Source organism: Brevibacterium gallinarum (assembly GCF_014836885.1).
GTDB lineage: Bacteria > Actinomycetota > Actinomycetes > Actinomycetales > Brevibacteriaceae > Brevibacterium > Brevibacterium gallinarum.
In genome coordinates this window covers 108,170-127,410 of sequence record NZ_JACSPY010000007.1, presented here as the reverse complement: position 1 = coordinate 127,410, position 19,241 = coordinate 108,170, and the positions used below count along the sequence as shown (strand labels likewise).

At 67.2% G+C, this 19,241-nt stretch carries 13 protein-coding genes; 5 read left to right on the top strand and 8 right to left on the bottom strand.

Annotation, left to right across the window (positions count from 1 at the left end; all coding sequences use genetic code 11):
- Nucleotides 1-1,338 carry a glutamine synthetase family protein gene (locus H9634_RS08760; protein WP_191726356.1) on the top strand — a complete coding sequence of 446 codons (1,338 nt, stop codon included), beginning with the start codon at nucleotides 1-3 and terminating at the stop codon, nucleotides 1,336-1,338.
- Nucleotides 1,335-4,508, top strand: a complete 3,174-nt coding sequence (locus tag H9634_RS08755; protein ID WP_191726308.1) for a bifunctional [glutamine synthetase] adenylyltransferase/[glutamine synthetase]-adenylyl-L-tyrosine phosphorylase — start codon at nucleotides 1,335-1,337, stop codon at nucleotides 4,506-4,508. The genes H9634_RS08760 and H9634_RS08755 overlap by 4 nt, the downstream gene beginning before the upstream one ends.
- 92 nt (nucleotides 4,509-4,600) lie before the next feature.
- On the opposite strand, the gene H9634_RS08750 is transcribed toward H9634_RS08755, so the two are convergent.
- Together H9634_RS08750 and glnA are read right to left on the bottom strand one after the other, a co-directional pair.
- Nucleotides 4,601-6,070 (bottom strand): mycothione reductase, encoded by a 1,470-nt coding sequence (locus tag H9634_RS08750; protein WP_191726307.1) that lies wholly within the window; start codon nucleotides 6,068-6,070, stop codon nucleotides 4,601-4,603.
- Between the two features lie 143 nt (nucleotides 6,071-6,213).
- Nucleotides 6,214-7,638 (bottom strand): type I glutamate--ammonia ligase, encoded by a 1,425-nt coding sequence (glnA, locus tag H9634_RS08745; RefSeq protein ID WP_191726306.1) that lies wholly within the window; start codon nucleotides 7,636-7,638, stop codon nucleotides 6,214-6,216.
- Nucleotides 7,639-7,818: 180 nt separating this feature from the next.
- Here glnA and H9634_RS14890 point away from each other — a divergent pair, with 180 nt between their 5' ends.
- Nucleotides 7,819-8,259 (top strand): RDD family protein, encoded by a 441-nt coding sequence (locus tag H9634_RS14890; RefSeq protein ID WP_191726305.1) that lies wholly within the window; start codon nucleotides 7,819-7,821, stop codon nucleotides 8,257-8,259.
- A gap of 85 nt (nucleotides 8,260-8,344) precedes the next feature.
- Here the strand turns inward: H9634_RS14890 and H9634_RS08735 are convergent, their stop codons facing one another.
- From H9634_RS08735 to lipB, 3 genes are all read right to left on the bottom strand, one after another.
- On the bottom strand, nucleotides 8,345-9,073 hold the full coding sequence (locus H9634_RS08735) for a DUF4191 domain-containing protein (RefSeq protein ID WP_191726304.1): 729 nt from the start codon (nucleotides 9,071-9,073) through the stop codon (nucleotides 8,345-8,347).
- Nucleotides 9,074-9,137: 64 nt separating this feature from the next.
- Nucleotides 9,138-10,178, bottom strand: a complete 1,041-nt coding sequence (gene lipA, locus H9634_RS08730; RefSeq protein ID WP_165882994.1) for a lipoyl synthase — start codon at nucleotides 10,176-10,178, stop codon at nucleotides 9,138-9,140.
- Between the two features lie 78 nt (nucleotides 10,179-10,256).
- Nucleotides 10,257-10,895: a lipoyl(octanoyl) transferase LipB gene (gene lipB / locus H9634_RS08725; protein ID WP_191726303.1), complete on the bottom strand. Its 639-nt coding sequence runs from the start codon at nucleotides 10,893-10,895 to the stop codon at nucleotides 10,257-10,259.
- Between the two features lie 154 nt (nucleotides 10,896-11,049).
- Here lipB and H9634_RS08720 point away from each other — a divergent pair, with 154 nt between their 5' ends.
- Nucleotides 11,050-12,648 (top strand): hypothetical protein, encoded by a 1,599-nt coding sequence (locus H9634_RS08720; protein WP_191726302.1) that lies wholly within the window; start codon nucleotides 11,050-11,052, stop codon nucleotides 12,646-12,648.
- A gap of 93 nt (nucleotides 12,649-12,741) precedes the next feature.
- On the opposite strand, the gene sucB is transcribed toward H9634_RS08720, so the two are convergent.
- From sucB to H9634_RS08705, 3 genes are all read right to left on the bottom strand, one after another.
- Complete coding sequence (sucB, locus tag H9634_RS08715; protein WP_191726301.1) at nucleotides 12,742-14,772, bottom strand: 2-oxoglutarate dehydrogenase, E2 component, dihydrolipoamide succinyltransferase; 2,031 nt, start codon at nucleotides 14,770-14,772, stop codon at nucleotides 12,742-12,744.
- Between the two features lie 21 nt (nucleotides 14,773-14,793).
- Entirely contained in the window at nucleotides 14,794-16,185 is a 1,392-nt protein-coding gene (lpdA, locus tag H9634_RS08710; protein ID WP_191726300.1) for a dihydrolipoyl dehydrogenase, read from the bottom strand.
- Between the two features lie 222 nt (nucleotides 16,186-16,407).
- Nucleotides 16,408-17,919 carry a leucyl aminopeptidase gene (locus tag H9634_RS08705; protein WP_191726299.1) on the bottom strand — a complete coding sequence of 504 codons (1,512 nt, stop codon included), beginning with the start codon at nucleotides 17,917-17,919 and terminating at the stop codon, nucleotides 16,408-16,410.
- A 164-nt stretch (nucleotides 17,920-18,083) separates the two neighbouring features.
- Here H9634_RS08705 and H9634_RS08700 point away from each other — a divergent pair, with 164 nt between their 5' ends.
- Nucleotides 18,084-19,163: a quinone-dependent dihydroorotate dehydrogenase gene (locus tag H9634_RS08700; protein WP_191726298.1), complete on the top strand. Its 1,080-nt coding sequence runs from the start codon at nucleotides 18,084-18,086 to the stop codon at nucleotides 19,161-19,163.
- The last annotated feature ends 78 nt before the right edge of the window (nucleotides 19,164-19,241 follow it).

Sequence of the window (19,241 nt, the reverse complement as noted above, 5' to 3'; positions counted from 1 at the left end):
ATGAACCGCCAGCAGGAGTACGTGCTGTCCACGGTCGAAGACCGTGACGTCAAGTTCATCCGCCTGTGGTTCACCGATGTGCTCGGCCAGCTCAAGTCGGTGGCCATCGTGCCCGCCGAACTCGAAGGCGCCTTCCGGGAGGGCATCGGCTTCGACGGCTCATCAGTCGAGGGCTTCTCCCGGATCTTCGAAGCCGATATGGTGCTGCGGCCCGATCCGGCGACCTTCGCGCTGCTGCCGTGGCGCGGGGACACCGAACCGACCGCCCGGATGTTCTGCGATATCTACGATCCCGACGGCACCCCGTCGGCCTCGGACCCGCGCAATGTCCTCAAGCGCCAGATGAAGATCGCCAGCGACCGCGGCTTCACCTTCTACGTCCACCCCGAGATCGAGTTCTACCTCTTCAAGTCCGGCCACCTCGGTGGCCAGCCGCCGGTGCCCGTCGACACCGCAGGCTACTTCGACCACGTCGACGGCGGCACAGCCCACAACTTCCGCCGCAGTGCTGTGCAGATGCTCGAGTCGATGGGCATCTCCGTCGAGTTCTCCCACCACGAGGCCGGCCCCGGCCAGAACGAGATCGACCTGCGCTACGCCGACGGGCTGACGATGGCCGACAACGTCATGACGTTCCGCACCGTCATCCGGGAAGTCGCCCTCGAACAGGGCGTGTTCGCCTCGTTCATGCCCAAGCCGCTCATCGACGAGCCCGGCAACGGCATGCACACCCACGTTTCGCTGTTCGAAGGCGACGAGAACGCTTTCTACGAACCCGGTGCTGAGTATCAGCTCTCCCAGACCGGCCGGCAGTTCGTCGCCGGCCTGCTGGAGCACACCCCGGAGATATCAGCGGTGACGAACCAGTACGTGAACTCCTATAAGCGGCTGTGGACCGGGCACGAAGCGCCCAGCTACATCTGCTGGGGACACCGCAACCGCTCCGCACTCGTGCGGATCCCGCAGTACAAGTCCGGCAAGGCCTCCTCGGCGCGGGTCGAATACCGCGGCATCGACTCCTCAGCCAACCCGTACCTGACGTACTCGCTCATGCTGGCCGCCGGCCTCAAGGGCATCGAAGAGGGCTACGAGCTGCCCGACGAGGCCGAGGACAATGTGTGGCTGCTGTCCGATCATGAGCGTCGCGCACTCGGCATCTCGGCGATGCCGGTGAGCCTCAACGACGCGGTCGCGAAGATGGAGAACAGCGAACTCGTCGCCGAAACCCTCGGCGAGGCAGTCTTCGAGTTCGTGCTGCGCAACAAGATGCAGGAGTGGGTCGACTACCGCGACCAGGTCACCCCGCACGAGTACCGACGCCACTTCAACACCATATGAGCCGCCAGGTCGACCCCGCGCGCAGCCGCTCCGGCTTCGGCGACTCCCGCCGCGCCCGGGGATTCCTGGCTGAGGCCGACGAACTGCTCGGCAGCGAGACGCTGAGCTCACCGGTCAGCGTCGAGCTCATCACCCAGGCACCCGACCCGGACGCCGCCGCGCTCGGGATCCTGCGCACCATCGAGGCGCTCGACGAGGATGGGCAGCGCCGCTTCGCTGCTGCCGTCGATGAGCACTCGAACTTCCTGCCGCGCCTGTCGCACCTGGCCGGCACCTCGGATGCCTCAGTCGATCACTTCGTGCGCCGGCCCGAGGCGGTGTTCCTGCTCGCCTCCGAAGATCAGACCCTGCTGCTGGGCACCGAGGCCGCCGAACCGGAGAAGCTGCGCGCCCACCTGTTCGAAGCCGTCGGCGCCGATCCTGTTGCCGAGGTGCCCGTCGCCTCGGTCACGGGGGAGGACGCCGTGGTCGCGCTGCGGCAGGCCTACCGGGATCTGCTCGTCCAGCTCACCAGCGACGACCTCGGCAGCCTGTTCGCCAACGAGATCGTCTGCGATGTCTCTGCGCTGCTGGCCGATATGGCTGCCGCAGCGATCGACGCGGCCCTTGCCGTCGCCCGCGCCGAGACCGAGGAAGCCGAGACCGTGCGCCTGGCCGTCATCGCGATGGGCAAGTGCGGGGCCCGGGAGCTCAACTACGTCAGCGACGTCGACGTCGTCTACTGCTGGGCGCCGGTCGAGACCGGCGAGCCCGAGACCAGCGACGAGGACACCGACCACGGTGCGCAGGCCCGCAAGCTCGCCGAACTCGACGAATCCGGGGCCCGGACGGCGACGAAGCTCGCTCACCGGCTGGCCGAGGTGATCGCCGGCTACGCGCCCGAGCCGCCGCTGTGGGAGGTCGATGCCGCGCTGCGCCCGGAGGGCAAGAACGGCCCGCTGGTGCGCAAACTGGAGGAGTTCGAGCACTACTACGACAAGATCGCCCACAACTGGGAGTTCCAGGCGCTGCTCAAGGCCCGTCCGATCGCAGGTGACCGTGACCTCGGCGCGGCCTGGTTCGAGAGCCTCAACCCGCACGTGTGGACCGCCTCGTCCCGGCCCGGATTCATCGACGAGGTGCGGCGGATGCGCATCCGCGTCGTCGACCTCATCCCGGCCAAGGAGGCCAAACGCCAGATCAAGCTCGGCGCCGGGGGACTGCGCGATGTCGAGTTCTCCGCCCAGCTTCTCCAGCTCGTCCACGGCCGCGACGACGAGGCCATCCGGGTGACGAACACGCTGGAACTGCTTGAGCGCCTCGGCGAACGCGGCTACATCTCCTCCGATGACGCCGCCGACCTCAGCGAGTCCTATCGGTTCCTGCGCACCGTCGAGCACCGGCTGCAGATCCCGCGCATGCGCCGGACTGCGCTGCTGCCGACACAGGAGAAGAAGATGCGTGCGCTCTCGCGCAGCGTCTACGCCCTCGGCGACCGCTCCCCGCAGCGGCTCAAGGAGGAGCGGGAGTCCCGGTCGCGGCGGATCCGGGCCCTGCACGAGCAGATCTTCTACCGCCCGATCCTCGAGGCTGCTGCCGGCCAGGGTGCGATCTCCCGGCTGTCAGCCGAATCGGCTCGCGAGCGCCTGTCGGCGTTCGGCTACCGCGATCCGAAGTCGGCGATGAAGCACATCCAGGCGCTCACCACCGGTGTCTCGCGTGCGGCGATGGTGCAGAAGCAGGTGCTGCCGGCACTGCTCGACTGGTTCTCCAACGGCGTCGACCCCGATGCCGGGCTGCTGGCTTTCCGCCGGCTGTCCGAATCGCTGTCGACCTCGACGTGGTACGTCAAGATGCTGCGCGACTCCGGCGTCGCTGCGAAGTCGATGGCCCATGTGCTCTCCCTGTCCTCATTCGCCACCGAGCTGCTGCTGCGCAATCCCAGCGCGGTCTCGTGGCTCGATGACCAGACCCGGCTGCAGCTGCAGGAGCCCGAAGACATCGAAGCCCGGCTGCGCGGCATCGTCGACCGGTATGGCCACGAAGCCGTGCCGGCGGTGCGGGCCCGCTACAGCCGGGAGGTGCTGCGCATTGCGCTGTCGGACATTCTCGGCATCGCCGACCGCAGGGACATCCCCAAGCAGCTGGCCATCCTCATGGACACCGCGATCGACGCGACCGTGCGCGCCGTGCGCGCCGGACTCGATGCCGACGCCGAGGTGGGGGAGTACGAGTTCGCGATCATCGCCATGGGCCGGCTCGGCGGAGCCGAGATCGGCTACTTCTCCGACGCCGATGTCATGTTCGCCTTCCGGTCGTTGGAGAAGAACCTCGACGCCGACGCCCGCTCGAAGCTCAGCTCCCATGTGCGCCGGGTCGCCCTTGAGGTGACGAACCAGCTCGGCAGCGCCGGGCCGTCGCGGCCGATCGAGATCGACGCGGATCTGCGGCCAGAAGGCAAGAAGGGACCGCTTGTGCGCTCCCTGGACTCCTATGCCGGCTATTACGACAAGTGGTCCGAGCCGTGGGAGGCGCAGGCGCTGCTGCGCGCCCGGCCGATCGCCGGCGAGCAGACCCTGCGCGATGCCTTCACCGAGCTCATCGACCCGCTGCGCTACCCGGATGAGGTGCCCGAATCCTCCCTGCGGCAGATGCGCCGACTCAAGGCCCGGATGGAGAGCGAGCGTCTGCCCCGCGGCGCGGATCCGAACCGTCACCTCAAGCTCGGCCGCGGCAGCCTGTCCGATGTCGAATGGACGATTCAGCTGCTGCAGATGCAGCACGCTGCTGACAACCCGGCTCTGCGCACCACCGAGACGCTGGCCGCCCTCGACGCGCTCGTCGCCGCAGGCGAGATCGACGCTGAGGACGCCGAGATCCTGAGCGAAGCGTGGCTGCTGGCCACCGGTGTGCGTTCAGCGGTGACGCTCTTCCGCGGCCGCACGGCAGCCGCCCTGCCCTCGGACTCAGCCGAGCTGGAGGCCACCGCCCGTCTGCTCGACTACGAACCCGGATGCGGACAGGATCTCTTCGACGACTATCTCGGCGCCACCCGACGGGCACGCAAGGTCATGGAGCGGCTGTTCTACGACTTCGACGAGGAGCAGGCCGGCAGCCACGCCCACGCCGCCAACCGCGGTCACGTCGCCGACCCCGACGAATTCGCCCGCGGCTACTCCCGCCGGTTCTGAACCACCGCCTCGGGACCGGTCAGCGACCGTCGCCAGCGGCAACACGAACGCCCGGCCCCAGGAGAGGGACCGGGCGTTCGGTTCGCCGGTGCTCAGTCGAGTTCGAGGCCGAGGAGGGCGTTCTCGACGACCTCGGGCAGCGCCGGGTGGATCCAGTACTGCCCCTTGGCCATCTGATCAGCCGGCAGCCCGAAGGCCATCGCCTGGATGAGCGGCTGGATGATCATCGAGGCCTCCGCGCCGAGGATGTGGGCGCCGAGGATCTGGCCGCTCGTGCGATCGGCGATGACCTTGCAGAACCCGGTTGTGTCCTCCAGTGCCCAGCCGTAGGCGACGTCGCTGTACTCCTGGACCTTGACCGTGTACTCGCAGCCGGCCTCTCGGGCCTCGGCCTCGGTCAGGCCGACGCTGGCCGACTGCGGATGCGAGAACACCGCAGCCGGGACCGCATGGTGGTTGACCTCGGTGAGATCGGATTCCTGGGCGCCGCCGAGCGAACCGGAGGCGATGTCGGCCAGCAGGTTGTCCTTGACGATGCGCGCCTCGTGGTTGGCGACGTGCTTGAGCTGGTAGTCCGAGGAGACGTCGCCGAGGGCGAAGACACCCGCAAGCGGCTTGCCGCCGGAGAGCACCCGCTGGTACTCGTCGACAGTGATCGAGCCGTTCTCGACGTCGATGTCGGTGTGCTCCAGGCCGAGGCGCTCGGTCGTGGGCTTGCGGCCGGTGGCCACGAGCACGAGGTCGGTGTCGATGACATCGCCGGCGTCGGTCGTCAGGCGCACCGCCCGGGTGCCGGGCTGGCCCTGCGCGGCATCGGCGTCCTCGCGGATCTCATAGTGGGTCGCGGTGGTGCCGGTGCGCAGGTCGACGCGCGGAGTGGCACCGAAGGCCTTGGTGAAGCGCTCGGAGACGAGCTCATCGGAGTTCTTCAGCAGCCGCTCACCGCGCACGAGCACCGTGACCTCCACACCGAGGGAGGCGAAGACGTGGGCGAACTCAGCGGCGATGATGCCGCCGCCGATGACGACCATCGATTCGGGCAGCGCATCGATGCGCATGACGGTGTCTGAGGTGCGCACCGGGTAGCCGGGGGTGTCGACGCGCTCAGGATCGAGGCCCTCGGCTTCGGGGACGAACGGGTGGGAGCCAGTGGCGATGACGATGCGGTCAGCGGTGAACTCCTTGCCCGAGGCGGAGCGGAAGGAGCGCGCACCGGTGAATTCGACGTGCTCGGGGTAGACGGTGACGTTGTCGAGCTCATGGGTGCGGTAGTCGCGGCCGCTGGATTCGATCTCGTCGATGCGCGAGAAGATCCGGTCGCGGATGGACTGCCAGTTCGCGCCGTTGAACGAGGTGTCGATGCCGAAGCGCTCACCGTCAGCTGCGTCGCGGGCGAGGTCGGCGGTGTGCACGAACATCTTCGTCGGGATGCAGCCGACGTTGAGGCAGGTGCCGCCGAAGCGGGCGGACTCAGCGATGGCGACCTTCAGGTCGTCGAAGCGGTGGTTGATGATCGAGTTGCCTGATCCGGTGCCGATGACAAGTACGTCGTAATGAGTCATGACCCTTATCCTACGAGATCAGCACGATCGTGACTGTGCAGATTCCTCGCAGACACACCGCAGGCGGCCTCCCGGTGGGGGAGACCGCCTGCGGTGCTGAACCTCTGACCCGGCGGCGAGCCGGTCAGGTCGAGGTGTGCCGATCAGATCGAGTAGTACAGCTCGAACTCGGTCGGGGTCGGGCGCAGACGCGCGACGTCGAGCTCGTTCTCGCGCTTGTACTGGATCCAGGTCTCGATGAGGTCCTCGGTGAAGACATCGCCTTCGGTGAGGAAGTCGTGGTCCTCCTCGAGCGCGGCCAGGGACTCTTCGAGCGTGCCGGGCACGAGCTTGATGTCCTCGAGCTCCTCCGGCGGCAGCTCGTAGAGGTCCTTGTCGATCGGCTCCGGCGGCTCGATGCGGTTGCGGATGCCGTCGAGGCCTGCCATGAGCTGGGCCGAGAACGCCAGGTACGGGTTGGCTGATGGGTCCGGTGCACGGAACTCCAGGCGCTTGGCCTTCGGCGAGGTGCCGGTGACCGGGATGCGGATGGCCGCCGAGCGGTTGCCCGAGGAGTACACGAGGTTGATCGGTGCCTCGTAGCCCTTGACGAGACGGCGGTAGGAGTTGATCGTCGGGTTCGTGAACGCCAGCACCGCACCGGCGTGCTCGATGAGCCCGCCGATGTACCAGCGCGCGACATCCGACAGGCCGGCGTAGCCGTTCTCGTCGTAGAACAGCGGCTCGCCGTCCTTCCACAGCGACTGGTGGCAGTGCATGCCCGAGCCGTTGTCATCGAACAGCGGCTTGGGCATGAAGGTCACCGACTTGTCGAAGTCCCAGGCGACGTTCTTGACGACGTACTTGAAGTCCAGCAGCTGGTCGCCGGCCTTCTTCAGCGAGTCGAACTTGTAGTTGATCTCCTGCTGGCCGGCGGTGCCGACCTCGTGGTGGGCACGCTCGACCTCGAAGCCGATCTCGGCCAGCGTCAGCGAGATCGCATCGCGCACATCGGCGAAGTGATCCTGCGGGGAGACCGGGAAGTACCCGCCCTTGAACGGGGTCTTGTAGCCGAGGTTGTTGCCGCCCTCCTCGGCACCGGAGCGCCAGGCGGCCTCGACCGAGTCGATCTTGAAGAAGCTGTTGCCCGGGTGGTTCTGGTACTGGATCGAGTCGAAGAGGTAGAACTCAGCCTCCGCACCGAAGAACACGGTGTCGGCGATGCCGGTCGACTTGAGGTACGCCTCGGCCTTGGCCGCGACCTGGCGGGGGTCGCGGGAGAACGGCTCGTCGGTGAACGGATCGACGATCGAGTGCGTGATGACCATCGTCTTGGCCATCCGGAACGGGTCGATGTAGGCGCTGGTGACGTCGGCGATGAGCTTCATGTCCGACTCGTGGATCGAGGTGAACCCGCGGATCGACGACCCGTCGAACAGCAGACCCTCTTCCAGCTCCTCCTCGCCGTAGGCCGAGGCCGGGAGGTTGAAGTGCTGCACCACACCGGGAAGGTCACAGAACCGGATGTCGACGAAGTCGACGTCGTTTTCCTTCATGTAGGCGACTAGCTCTGCCGGGGTATTGAACAAGATCACTCCTGGAAGTCGCGGGCCACGACTCGGGCGTGGCCCTGTGGTGTGTTCTCCATCCTAATTCACCCCACACCCTCGCCAGAACAGGTGCCACGCCGTTTTCGGCCACGTCTGCGAGTGCTGCATCACCCTCTGCCGGTGCGCCGTGCCCGGGTGCCGGCGGCTACACTTGAGGGCGTGATTCAGCGAGATGACTTCGGCTCATGGCTCAACGGACCCACCGCCGCGAGCACCGGCAGCAGCTGGCCGGGCAGCCGGCTCGGCCTGCCTGAGACCGGGCCGGGATCGATCGCGCCGATCTGGCGCCGCCTGCTGGCTCTGTGGCTTGACTACCTCATGTGCCTGGGGATCGCGTTCTGGCTCTTCGAGGGCAGCAATCTCGCGATCCTCGCGATCTTCTTCGTCGAATACCTCGTGCTCGTCTCGCTGCTGGGCACAACAGTCGGGCAGAAGATCTTCGGCATCCGCGTCATCCGTCTCGATGGCGCAACCCCGGGCATCGCCTCGGGCTTCATCCGCACCTTGCTGCTCATGCTCGTCATCCCAGCCGTCATCTTCGATGCCGACCGGCGCGGCTTCCACGACATCGCCGCCCGCACCGCCGTCGTGCGCAGCTGATCTTCCGTTCCCGAGGCGGTTCTCGCCTGGGCATGCGAAAGCGGCAGGCAGTGCACATGCACTGCCTGCCGCTTCGTCTAGTTGCTTACCGTCCGCGCATCGCGCGGTGGTTCGGCCGGGCCTTTATCGGGTCGATGCCCTTGGGGATCGGCGGGTTCTTCGTCACCGAGCCGAGCGCGGTCAGCCGGTTGCGCACGGCGAGGATCTCGGCCTTGTTCAGCTTGCGCGGCAGCCGGTGGACGGTGCGCACGATCTTGCTCATCGGGATCTGGCCGTCCTGGTCGCCGCCCTGCAGCGTGTAGATCGGCACATTGGGCAGCACGCGCTCGTGGCGCTTCTTCTGCTTGGCCAGCAGCTTCTCGACCCGGCCCTTGGGGCCTTCGCTCATGAGCACCACGCCGGCCTTGCCGGTGGAGCGGAAGACGAGGTCGCGGCTGCGCGGGTCGACGTCGACGGGCTGCTCATCCATGAGCCAGCCGCGCCGGCAGGTGTTGAGCACCGCACCGATCGCACCGGGCTGGCCCTCCATCTCCTTGAACGCGGCAGTCTCAGCGAAGCGGCCGAGCATGAACAGGGCCAGGAAGATGCCGAGCATGAGGCCCAGGATCGTCCACAGCCAGATCGGGCCGAAGAGGAAGCCCACCCCGACACCCAGGGCGGTGAGGCCGACGATCGCGGCGAGCATGAGCCAGACGGTGGCGGGGTTGTGCTTCTTCGACAGCTGCACAACCTGGCGCATCTGCGCGATGCGGCCCGGCTTGCTCGGATCCTTCGGCTTGCGCTTGAAAAAGCGGCGTGGCTTCTCTTCTGACATTCCTGTGCTCAATCAGCTTTCATTGGTGTGGCGGATGACGCCCCAGCCGTGCTGGGCGGACAACCTAGAATTGTACCTCTTCGCCGGGTCCGAAGGTATTCACGACCGCCTGCGCCTCCTGCTTGGCCGGCATCTCCCGGTCGAGGTGCAGCAGGTGGGCGGGGATCTCCTCACCGCGGCGGCGCATCGCCTGCGCCCACAGCCGGCCGGCCCGGTAGGACGAGCGCACGAGCGGACCGCTCATGACACCGGCGAAGCCGATCTCCTCACCGGCATCGCGCAGCTCGACGAAGTCCTGCGGCTTGACCCAGCGCTCGATCGGATGATGCCGGGGCGATGGGCGCAGGTACTGGGTGATGGTGAGCAGGTCGGTGCCGGCATCGTAGAGGTCCTGCATCGCCTCGATGACCTCGTCGTTGGTCTCACCCATGCCGAGGATGAGGTTCGACTTCGTCACCAGGCCGGCATCGCGGGCCTTCGTGATGACCGACAGGGACCGCTCGTAGCGGAAGCCGGGCCTGATCCGCTTGAAGATCCGCGGGACGGTCTCGACATTGTGGGCCAGCACCTCGGGCCGGGAGGAGAACACCTCGGCGAGCTGGTCGTCGTTGGAGTCGAAGTCGGGGATGAGCAGTTCGACGCCGGTCTGGTGGCCGTCCTCATGCTCGATGGCGTGGATGAGGCGCACGGTCTCGGCGTACAGCCAGGCGCCGCCGTCGTCGAGGTCGTCGCGGGCGACACCGGTGATCGTCGAGTAGCGCAGACCCATCGTCGCGACCGATTCGGCCACACGGCGCGGTTCGTCGGCGTCGAAGTCGGCCGGCTTGCCGGTGTCGATCTGGCAGAAGTCACACCGGCGGGTGCACTGCTCACCGCCGATGAGGAAGGTCGCCTCGCGGTCCTCCCAGCATTCGAAGATGTTCGGGCAGCCGGCCTCCTCGCAGACCGTGTTGAGCTTCGAGGAGCGCACCAGGGACTTGAGTTCGGTGAACTCCGGGCCGATATTGGCCTTCGCCTTGATCCAGGCCGGCTTCTTCTCGATCGGCGTCTGGGCGTTGCGTGCTTCGACACGCAGCATCTTGCGTCCTTCAGGAGCAATCGTCACTGTGGGTCCTTCTCGTCGGTGGTCGTGCCTCGTGCAGGTGCGCCGGCCGGCGCGGCTGGTGCCGGGGCTTCAATTGTCTCAGGCGCTGATGTGCCTGGCGAGCGCCGCTTCGACAGCCGGAGCGACGTCGGCGGGGGTGATGGTGCGGCCGGTCTCAGCACTCAGGCTCGTGACTCCGGCATCGGCGATGCCGCAGGGCACGATCGAGTCGAAGCCGGCGTTGTCGTTCGAGCAGTTGAGGGCCAGTCCGTGCATCGTCACGCCTTCGTGGATGCGGATGCCGATCGCGCCGATCTTGCGCTCGGGCAGTGTGTCGGTGGCGGCCAGCCACACGCCGGAGCGGCCGTCGACCTTCATCGTCTCGATGCCCAGGGAGGCGCACACGTCGATGAGGGCGTCTTCGATCTGGTCGACGAAGAGCTTGACGTCTTTGGCGTCGTTGAGCCGGTAGATGAGGTAGACGACGAGCTGGCCGGGTCCGTGCCAGGTGATCTTGCCGCCGCGGTCGACGTCGATGACCTCCGTGCCGTCGACGGGGCGCTCATGGTCTTCGGTGCGCTTGCCGGCGGTGTAGACGGGGGAGTGCTCCAGGAACAGGAGGGTGGACTCGCGCGTGCCGGCGATGACGTCGGCGTGATAGCGCTGCTGGAGATCCCAGGCGCTGCGGTAGTCGACATAGTCGGGTGCATACCCGAGGCATTCCACTGTGAATGACATGCACTCACCCTATGCCGCACGCTCCGAGCGGGCAAAGCCGTCCGCATCCGCCGCCGGCGGTTATCCACAGATCCTAAAAGCCCATGGAAACGGCGTCCAGCCCAGACGTAGCCTTGCCGCACAGCCCATCAGCACGAGCACAGACAGGAGGGACATGGCCGAGCAGACGTGGCACACCGTCGCCGAGGTGGCACCGGGGATCCGCCGCATCAGCACAGGGCAGCGCACCGCCTGGTTCCTGCCCGAGGGCGATGTGGCCGATATCACGCACCGGTGGCCGGGAATCGGCGCCGCTGAGCTCACTGGCGGGCCGGTGAGCTGCGATCCTGCCGCCGTTCCCGAGGCGGAGGGCCCCTGTGCAGGTGACGTCGCCTCAGTCGATGGGCAGCCGGCCCATGTGCTCGGCCAGCCGCGGCAGGCAGACGGCAGCGGGCTCATCGTGCCCCGCTTCCACGGCGGCCTGCTCGTCGATGCGCTGCGCAGCTATGCCGGGCTGACCCTCGGGCAGACGCTGGCGGTGCTCGCTGCCTGCCTGGAGGCGCTGTGTGCCGCCCCTGCACCGAGTTCCGGCCGGCTGCGCTGCCATCGCAGCGCCTTCGGCGTTGATGATGCCGGTGCCATTCACCTCGTGCCCGGTTATACGGTGCCGGTTGAGTCAGTGTCGAGTGAGGCGGTGGAGTTCGGGCAGCTGGCCTATCTGTGCCTGACCGGTCTGACGTGGGAGGAGCACGGGGTGCCGGTGCCGGACCTCACCCCAGCTGTGCCACAGCCCTTGGCCGGCATCATCATCGAGCTGCTCGAAGCCGAACCCGGCAGTGCTCCGGAGCTCGGCCCGGAGCTGCTCTCGACGCTTGCGGCCAGCGGGGAACCGGAGCAGATCCCCTTCGTCCCCGTCGAGGCGGAAGTATCGGTGTCCGAGGCAGTGACCGCCCAGCTGCGCGTCGACGCCAGTGTGGCCTCGGCGCTCACTCGCCGCTATGAGCGCAGCCGCGAGCACACCTCTGGCGGCCAGCGTGAAGAGAGGGCTCACCGGGTCGAAGACAAGACCACAGGCAGCGGGATCGGCCGGCTGCGCGCCGCCGCCGGGCACAGCGGACGCGACCGCGTGCGCAGGAAGGACTCCACTCAGCGCACTGCAGCCACGAGGCACAACCGGCAGCAGAAGCGGCTCGCGCGGCAGGAACGAGACACCGGTTCGAGGGCGCTCCGGCTCCCGCGCCTGCCGGTCAGCCGCACGACGCTCATCGGCGCTGCCGCGGCGCTGGTCCTGAGTCTGTCGGGGATCGCGGTGCTCACCGGGCTCATCGATCCCGGCGAGAAGGAGACGACCCCGGTCAGCGCCGGCCACAGCCCACCCAGTGCGCAGGCGAGCGACGATTCCTCGGCGCCCACCGCCTCGGGACCGGAGGACCCCAAGGATGCGTTCGCCGCACTCACCCGCAGACGCGAGCAGGCCTACCACCTCGGCGATGCCGCCGCTCTGGCGGAGCTCACGGTCGCAGGCTCACCGGCAGCAGCAGCCGATGGCGCAGCCGACGTTGAGGCGTTCGAAGGCAGCGAAATCAGCATCGACATCGAATCGGCCCAGGTCACGCAGCAGGGAACCGACCGGGCGTCGCTCGACGTCGCGACCCGCACGCAGGTGAGCGAACCCGACGGCACCGACCACGACTACGGCAGCGTGGACATGCGCGTCGAGCTGCGCCGCGAGGACGGCAGCTGGAAGGTCTATGACGCGATCGAACAGAGCTGAGACGACACTGCGGGTGGGATGCCGGAGCATCCCACCCGCAGTGGTCGGTGTCCCGTACGTCAGCCGGCGGTGAGGCTCAGCTGACGGACCGGATCACAGTTCGAGGTCGGCGACGAAGTTCGCGTCCTCGAGGCGCGCCTTGATGGTCTGCAGGAAGCGTCCTGCATCCGCACCGTCGACGAGCTCGTGGTTGTACGTCAGCGGCAGGTAGACCATGTCGCGGATCGCAATCGACTCGCCGCCGTCAGCGGTCTCGACGACGACCGGGCGGCGCGTGATGACACCGGTGCCCAGAATGCCCATCTGCGGGGTATTCAGGATCGGGGTGTCGAACAGCGCGCCGACGCTGCCGATGTTCGTGACCGTGAAAGTGCCGCCGGAGAGCTCATCCGGGCCGATCTTGGCCGTGCGGGTGCGCTCAGCGACATCGTCGATGGCCTTGGCCAGACCTGCGATCGAGAGGTCGCCGGCGTCCTTGACGACCGGAACGAGGAGGCCCCGCTCGGTGTCGACGGCAACAGCCAGGTTCTCGTGGTCGAAGTAGGTGATCTCCTTGGCTTCGACATCGTAGGTGGCGTTGACCTTCGGGTGGACCTGGAGTGCTTCGACAATGGCCTTGGCGAAGAACGGCAGGTAGGTCAGCTTCACGCCGTGGGTCTGCTGGAACTGGTCCTTGTAGGCCTTGCGCAGCTGCCCCACACGGGTCATGTCGACCTCGATGACCTGCGTGAGCTGTGCAGAGTTCTGCAGCGACTCGCGCATCCGGGTGGCGATCGTCTGGCGGATCCGGGAGGCCTTCTGCGTGGTGCCGCGCAGCTGCTTGACCTCTTCGGGGATCTCGACGACGAACGGCTCGCGGTCATCGGTGACAGCCGGCTTGCCGGCTGCCGGTGCCGGGGCACCGCCGGACTTCGATCCGCCGGCGTTCTCGGCTGCCGAGAGCACATCCTGCTTGCGGATGCGTCCGCCGACGCCGGTGCCGGTGACCTTGGAGAGATCCACGCCCTTGTTCTTGGCCAGGCGACGCACCAGCGGGGTGACGTACGCCGAACCGTGGGCGACAGTCGAGGAGATCGACTGCTTGGCCTCTTCACCGGCGGCCTGCTCGGCTGCGGCCTTCTGCGCCTCAGCGGCAGCGTCCTCGTCGGACTTCTCCGACTTCTCGGACTTCTTCTCAGCCTTCTTCTCGGACTTGTCCGACTTCTCAGCCTCGTCCTTGGCTGCCTTGGCGTCGGACTCCTTGTCCTTGACCTCGGAGTCATCGGACTCGTCGTCCTCTTCGGACTCCTCCTTGACGTCGTCGTCGGTGTCCTCCTCGGAGACGTCATCGGCCTGCTCGGTCTTGCGGTCGGTGGTCTCCGCCTCGTCCGAGTCGTCGGAGTCATCTGCATCGTCCGAGTCGTCAGCCGGTGCATCGCCGGAGCCGATGAGGGCCACGACATCGCCGACCTCGACGACATCGTCCTCATCTGCCATGAGCTTCTGCACGGTGCCGGCCACAGGGGAGGGCACCTCGGTGTCGACCTTGTCGGTGGAGACTTCGAACAGCGGCTCGTCGACCTCGACCTCGTCGCCGACCTCCTTGAGCCAGCGGGTGACGGTGCCTTCGGTGACCGATTCGCCGAGTGCCGGCATCTTCACCTCAGTGGAGTCACCGGAACCGCCCGAGGACTTCTTCGGCTTCTCATCGCTGTCATCCGAATCGTCGGAATCAGAAGCGGAGTCGTCGGAGTCATCCGCGTCGTCCGAGTCGCTGTCATCAGCCTCGTCGGCCGATTCCTCATCAGCGGAGTCGTCGTCAGCCTGATCCTCGGCCGAGTCATCGGACTCGTCTGCGTCATCGCTGTCGGCGTCCTCATCGGAGGAGTCGTCAGAGGAGTCGCCGTCACCATCGCCGATGACAGCCAGGTCGCCGCCGACTTCGACGACATCGTCTTCGTCGGCGAGGATCTCCTGCAGGGTCCCGGCGTACGGGCTCGGGATCTCGGTGTCGACCTTGTCGGTCGAGACCTCGAGCAAGGGCTCGTCGACCTCGACCTCCTCGCCGACTTCCTTCAGCCAGCGGGTGACTGTGCCCTCGGTGACCGATTCACCGAGAGCCGGCATCTGCACTTTATTGGACATAACGTTTGGTCTCCCTCGCTCTTAGCTGTGGAAATGAAGGGGCTTGCCGGACAGAGCCAGGGCGGCTTCGCCGATCGCCTCATTCTGGGTCGGGTGGGCGTGGATGAGTTCGGCGACCTCTTCGGGGAAGGCCTCCCAGTTGACGATGAGCTGCGCTTCGCCGGCCTGCTCGCTCAGGCGCGCGCCGATGCCGTGCACGCCGAGGACGGGTCCGTCTTCGAGGCTGACGAGCTTGATCAGACCGGTGGTCTTGAGGATCGTCGACTTGCCGTTGCCGGCGAGGTTGTACTCGATCGTCTTGATCTTGTCCTCACCGTGCTTCTCCTCAGCCTGCTTCTGGGTCAGGCCGACGGAGAAGATCTCCGGCTCGCAGTAGGTCACGCGCGGGATGCCGGATTCGACGACCGGGGCCGGATCGAGTCCTGCGATCTCCTCGGCGACGAAGATGCCCTGGGCGAACGAGCGGTGGGCCAGCTGCAGGCCGGGGACGATGTCGCCGACGGCGTAGATCGAGCCGACGCCGGTGTGCTGGCGCTCATCGGTCAGCACGAAGCCGCGGTCCATTTCGATGCCCTGGTCCTCGAAGCCGAAGCCTTCGGTGACCGGGCCGCGGCCGACGGCCACGAGCAGCACGGAGGCGTCGAGCACGGTGCCGTCTTCGAGGGTGACGTGCACGCCGTCGTCGTCCTGCTCGACGCTCTTGAACATCGTGCCGACGGTGAACTTGATCTTGCGCTTCTTGAAAGCGCGCTCGAGGTTCTTCGAGATCGTCGCGTCCTCATTGGCGACCAGGTTCGGCAGACCTTCGACGATGTGGACCTTCGAACCCATCGAGGCCCAGACGCTGGCGAACTCGACGCCGATGACGCCGCCGCCGAGCACGATCGCCGACTCGGGCACCTCGTCGTACTGCAGCGCCTGCTCGGAGGTCATGACGCGGCCGCCGATCTCGATGCCGATGGTCTTCGACGTCGAACCGGTCGCGAGCACGATGTGCTTGCCGGTCACGGTCATCGAGCCGTCATCGGTGGAGACTTCGACGGTGTCCTTGCCGGTCAGCTTGCCCTCACCGGCGATGTAGTCGATGCCACGCGCCTTGACGAGTCCCTGCAGACCCTTGTAGTTGCGGTCGATGATGCCGTCTTTGAATTCCAGGACCTTGGCCATGTCGACGCCCTGCAGCTCGACATTGATGCCGAAGGACGCGGCCTCGCGTGCTGAATCCGCCACCTCGGCGGCGTGCAGCAGGGCCTTGGTCGGGATGCATCCACGGTGGAGGCAGGTGCCGCCCACCTTGTCGCGTTCGATGAGTGCGACGCGCATATCAAGCTGGGAAGCGCGCAGCGCGGCAGCGTAGCCGCCCGTGCCACCACCCAGAATGACGAGGTCATAGGTATTGTCCGATTCGCTCACAGGTTGCTCCTCGTTGAATGGATGAACTGCCGGGTCACGGCACTTGTCTCCATCTTTCCACTATTTCCCGGAAATGTCGTAACCGTCCGCCCCTGGACTCCCGTAACCCTGCTCACGTCTGTCTCATTTGGATTCCGGGCCCGAGGCGGGGGCTGGTTGGGCACATGGTCAGGGGCGCAGCCGCCGGGTGGCGGCGGCGCCCCTGACTCAGGTGAGCTGCCGTCAGCTGCGGTCGAGCTGCTCGGCGACCTCGACCAGGGTGCGGACCGGGACACCGGTGCCGCCCTTGGCCGTGTAGCCCCACGGGCTCTCACTGTTGAACGCCGGGCCTGCGATGTCGATGTGGGCCCACTGCTGGTCCTTCTCGACGAACTCGTTGAGGAACACGCCGGCGGCGAGCATGCCGCCTTCGCGCTTGCCGGTGTTCTTCAGGTCAGCGACCGTCGAATCGAAGTGCGAACGGATCTCCTCGGGGAACGGCATCGGCCACATCGACTCTCCGGTGACCTCCGAGGCGAGCACGACGCGGTTGCGTGCGCCGTTGGTGCCCATGACACCCGAGACGCGGCTGCCGAGCGCGATGACCTGCGCGCCGGTGAGCGTCGCGATGTCGATGAGGAGGTCCGGCTTCTCCTCCTGCGCGGCGACGAGGGCGTCGGCGAGCACGAGACGGCCCTCGGCATCGGTGTTGAGCACCTCGACGGTCTTGCCGCCGTAGATGCGGATGACATCGGAGGGACGCTGGGCGTTGCCGCCGGGCATGTTCTCAGCCAGGGCCAGCCACGCGGTCACCCGCACCGGCAGCTCCAGGTCGGCAGCGGCGAGCACGGCCTGCGCGGCCGCAGCCGCACCGCCCATATCGCACTTCATCTCCTCCATCGCCTGCGGCGGCTTGAGCGACAGGCCGCCGGAGTCGAACGTGATGCCCTTGCCGACGAGCGAGAGGTGCTTCTTGGCCTTGCGCGGCTTGTACTCCATCTTCACCAGGCGCGGTCCGCGGGTCGAGCCCTTGCCCACACCGGTCAGACCGCCGTAGCCGCCGGCCTCCAGAGCGGCCTCGTCGATGACGGTGACCTTGACCTTGCGGCCCTTAGCCTGTTCGGTGACCGTCTTGGCGAAGGTCTCCGGGTACAGGTCCAGCGGCGGCTGATTGACCAGATCACGGCAGCGGTTGGTGGCCGCACCGAGGAACTGGCCGCGTGCGACACCGTCCTTCGAGCCCTTCGGTGCGATCACCGTGACCGAGGTGACGCGCTTGTGCTCCTCGGCATTCGAACGGTACTCGGTGTAGCGGTACGAGCCGAGCACAGCACCGGTGGCCGTCGCCTCGGCAGCGGCAGCAGTCTGCGCCGGGAAGGCGAGAGCAACCGATTCGCCCTTCGTCAGCGAGCGCACGGCCACAGCTGCCGCGCGGCGCAGCGCCTCGTGAGCGCCATCGGCGTCGAGCTCTGATTCGAGGGCCACCTCGTCGAAGTCACCGAGGCCGGCCAGCAGCACCGAACCGGCGGCGACGCCCTTGGGGGACGGGATCCGGGCCAGCGCACCGGCCTTGCCGGTGAAGCCGACAGCGGCGGCAGCGGCGACGAGCTCCTTGCGGACTCCAGCGGCCAGTGCGACACCGGAGGGGATGGACACGGCATCGCCGTCAGCGGCGACACCGATGACCAGGACGTCGGCTTTGCTGCGGGCGGGTTCGGATGCCGCGGCGTCGATCGTCAGTTCTGCGGTCGTCATTCTGTTCCTTTCCAATAGACAGAAATCTCAGGCAGGGGATCTGCTCCGCCTCCTACCGTAGTCAATGCAGGCGCTGCTGGGACGAAAGTCACCTGCCGAACTTCGATTCGTCAGCGAACTCCCACGTGTACTCCGGCGACCGGAGGCCTCGCTAGGATGAGAGCGTGTATTCGCTGATCTTCCGCACCCTGCTCACCCGCCTCGACGCAGAGACCGCCCACCACCTCAGCTTCACCGGCCTGCGCGCCCTCGACCGCATGCCCGGCCTGCGCCGGCTCAGCCGCGCAGTCATGAGCCGCGGCACCTCCGACCCTGTCGAAGTCCTCGGTCTGCGCTTTCCCAACCGGCTCGGAATGGCAGCCGGCTTCGACAAGAACGCCATCGGCATCCGGGCGCTGACCCAGATGGGCTTCGGCCACATCGAGATCGGCACCGTCACCGCCCACAGCCAGCCGGGCAACCCGCGACCGCGCCTCTTCCGCCTGCTGGGCCACCATGCGGTGCTCAACCGGATGGGCTTCAACAACGACGGGGCAGCCGCAGCCCGGCTCAAACTGCTGCGCGCCCGCGAGGACATCGCCAAGCTGCCGGAGGATCAGCGTCCGATCATCGGCGTCAACATCGGCAAGACCAAGGTCGTCGAGGCCGCCGATGCCGCTGAGGACTACCGGCAGTCAGCGGCCCAGCTGGCCCCGCTGGCCGACTACCTCGTCATCAACGTTAGCTCACCGAACACCCCCGGCCTGCGCGACCTGCAGTCCGCTGAGGCGCTCGAGCCGATCATCTCTGCCGTCCGTGATGCCGCCGCCGAGGCGGTCGAGACTCCGCGCTCGAGCCTCGGTCACGTGCCGCTGCTCATCAAGATCGCCCCGGACCTCGCCGACGAGGATGTCCTCGCCATCGCCGATCTCGCCCTGCGCACCGGCGTCGACGGGCTCATCACAACGAACACGACGATCGACCGCAGCGTCCTCACCGGTGACGACCGGGCCTTCGCCGAATCCGAGGCCGGCGGGATCTCCGGTGAGCCGCTGGCCGAACGCGCCTTCGAGGTGCTGCGGCTCGTCCGCGCCCACGCCGGGGACCAGCTCACCGTCATCGCCGTCGGCGGGATCGCCGATGCCCGGGATGCTGCTGCCCGGCTCGGCGCCGGCGCCGACCTCGTCCAGGTGTACTCCGGGCTCATCTACGGCGGGCCGATGTGGCCAGGTCGCATGCTGCGCACGCTGCGCCGCAAACCCTGAGCCCCCGAGCATCCACGGACCTCATCGACAGAGACCCCTTATATAGAGGAGAAGCGGCCCCCCCAGAAAAGCGGGGGC

Bases quoted from the DNA above. Each gene is read 5' to 3' on its own strand.
- H9634_RS08760 (WP_191726356.1), top strand. From the start codon at position 1: ATGAACCGCCAGCAGGAGTACGTGCTGTCCACGGTCGAAGACCGTGAC.
- H9634_RS08755 (WP_191726308.1), top strand. From the start codon at position 1,335: ATGAGCCGCCAGGTCGACCCCGCGCGCAGCCGCTCCGGCTTCGGCGAC.
- H9634_RS08750 (WP_191726307.1), bottom strand. From the start codon at position 6,070: ATGACTCATTACGACGTACTTGTCATCGGCACCGGATCAGGCAACTCG.
- H9634_RS08735 (WP_191726304.1), bottom strand. From the start codon at position 9,073: ATGTCAGAAGAGAAGCCACGCCGCTTTTTCAAGCGCAAGCCGAAGGAT.
- lipB (WP_191726303.1), bottom strand. From the start codon at position 10,895: ATGTCATTCACAGTGGAATGCCTCGGGTATGCACCCGACTATGTCGAC.
- H9634_RS08720 (WP_191726302.1), top strand. From the start codon at position 11,050: ATGGCCGAGCAGACGTGGCACACCGTCGCCGAGGTGGCACCGGGGATC.
- sucB (WP_191726301.1), bottom strand. From the start codon at position 14,772: ATGTCCAATAAAGTGCAGATGCCGGCTCTCGGTGAATCGGTCACCGAG.
- H9634_RS08705 (WP_191726299.1), bottom strand. From the start codon at position 17,919: ATGACGACCGCAGAACTGACGATCGACGCCGCGGCATCCGAACCCGCC.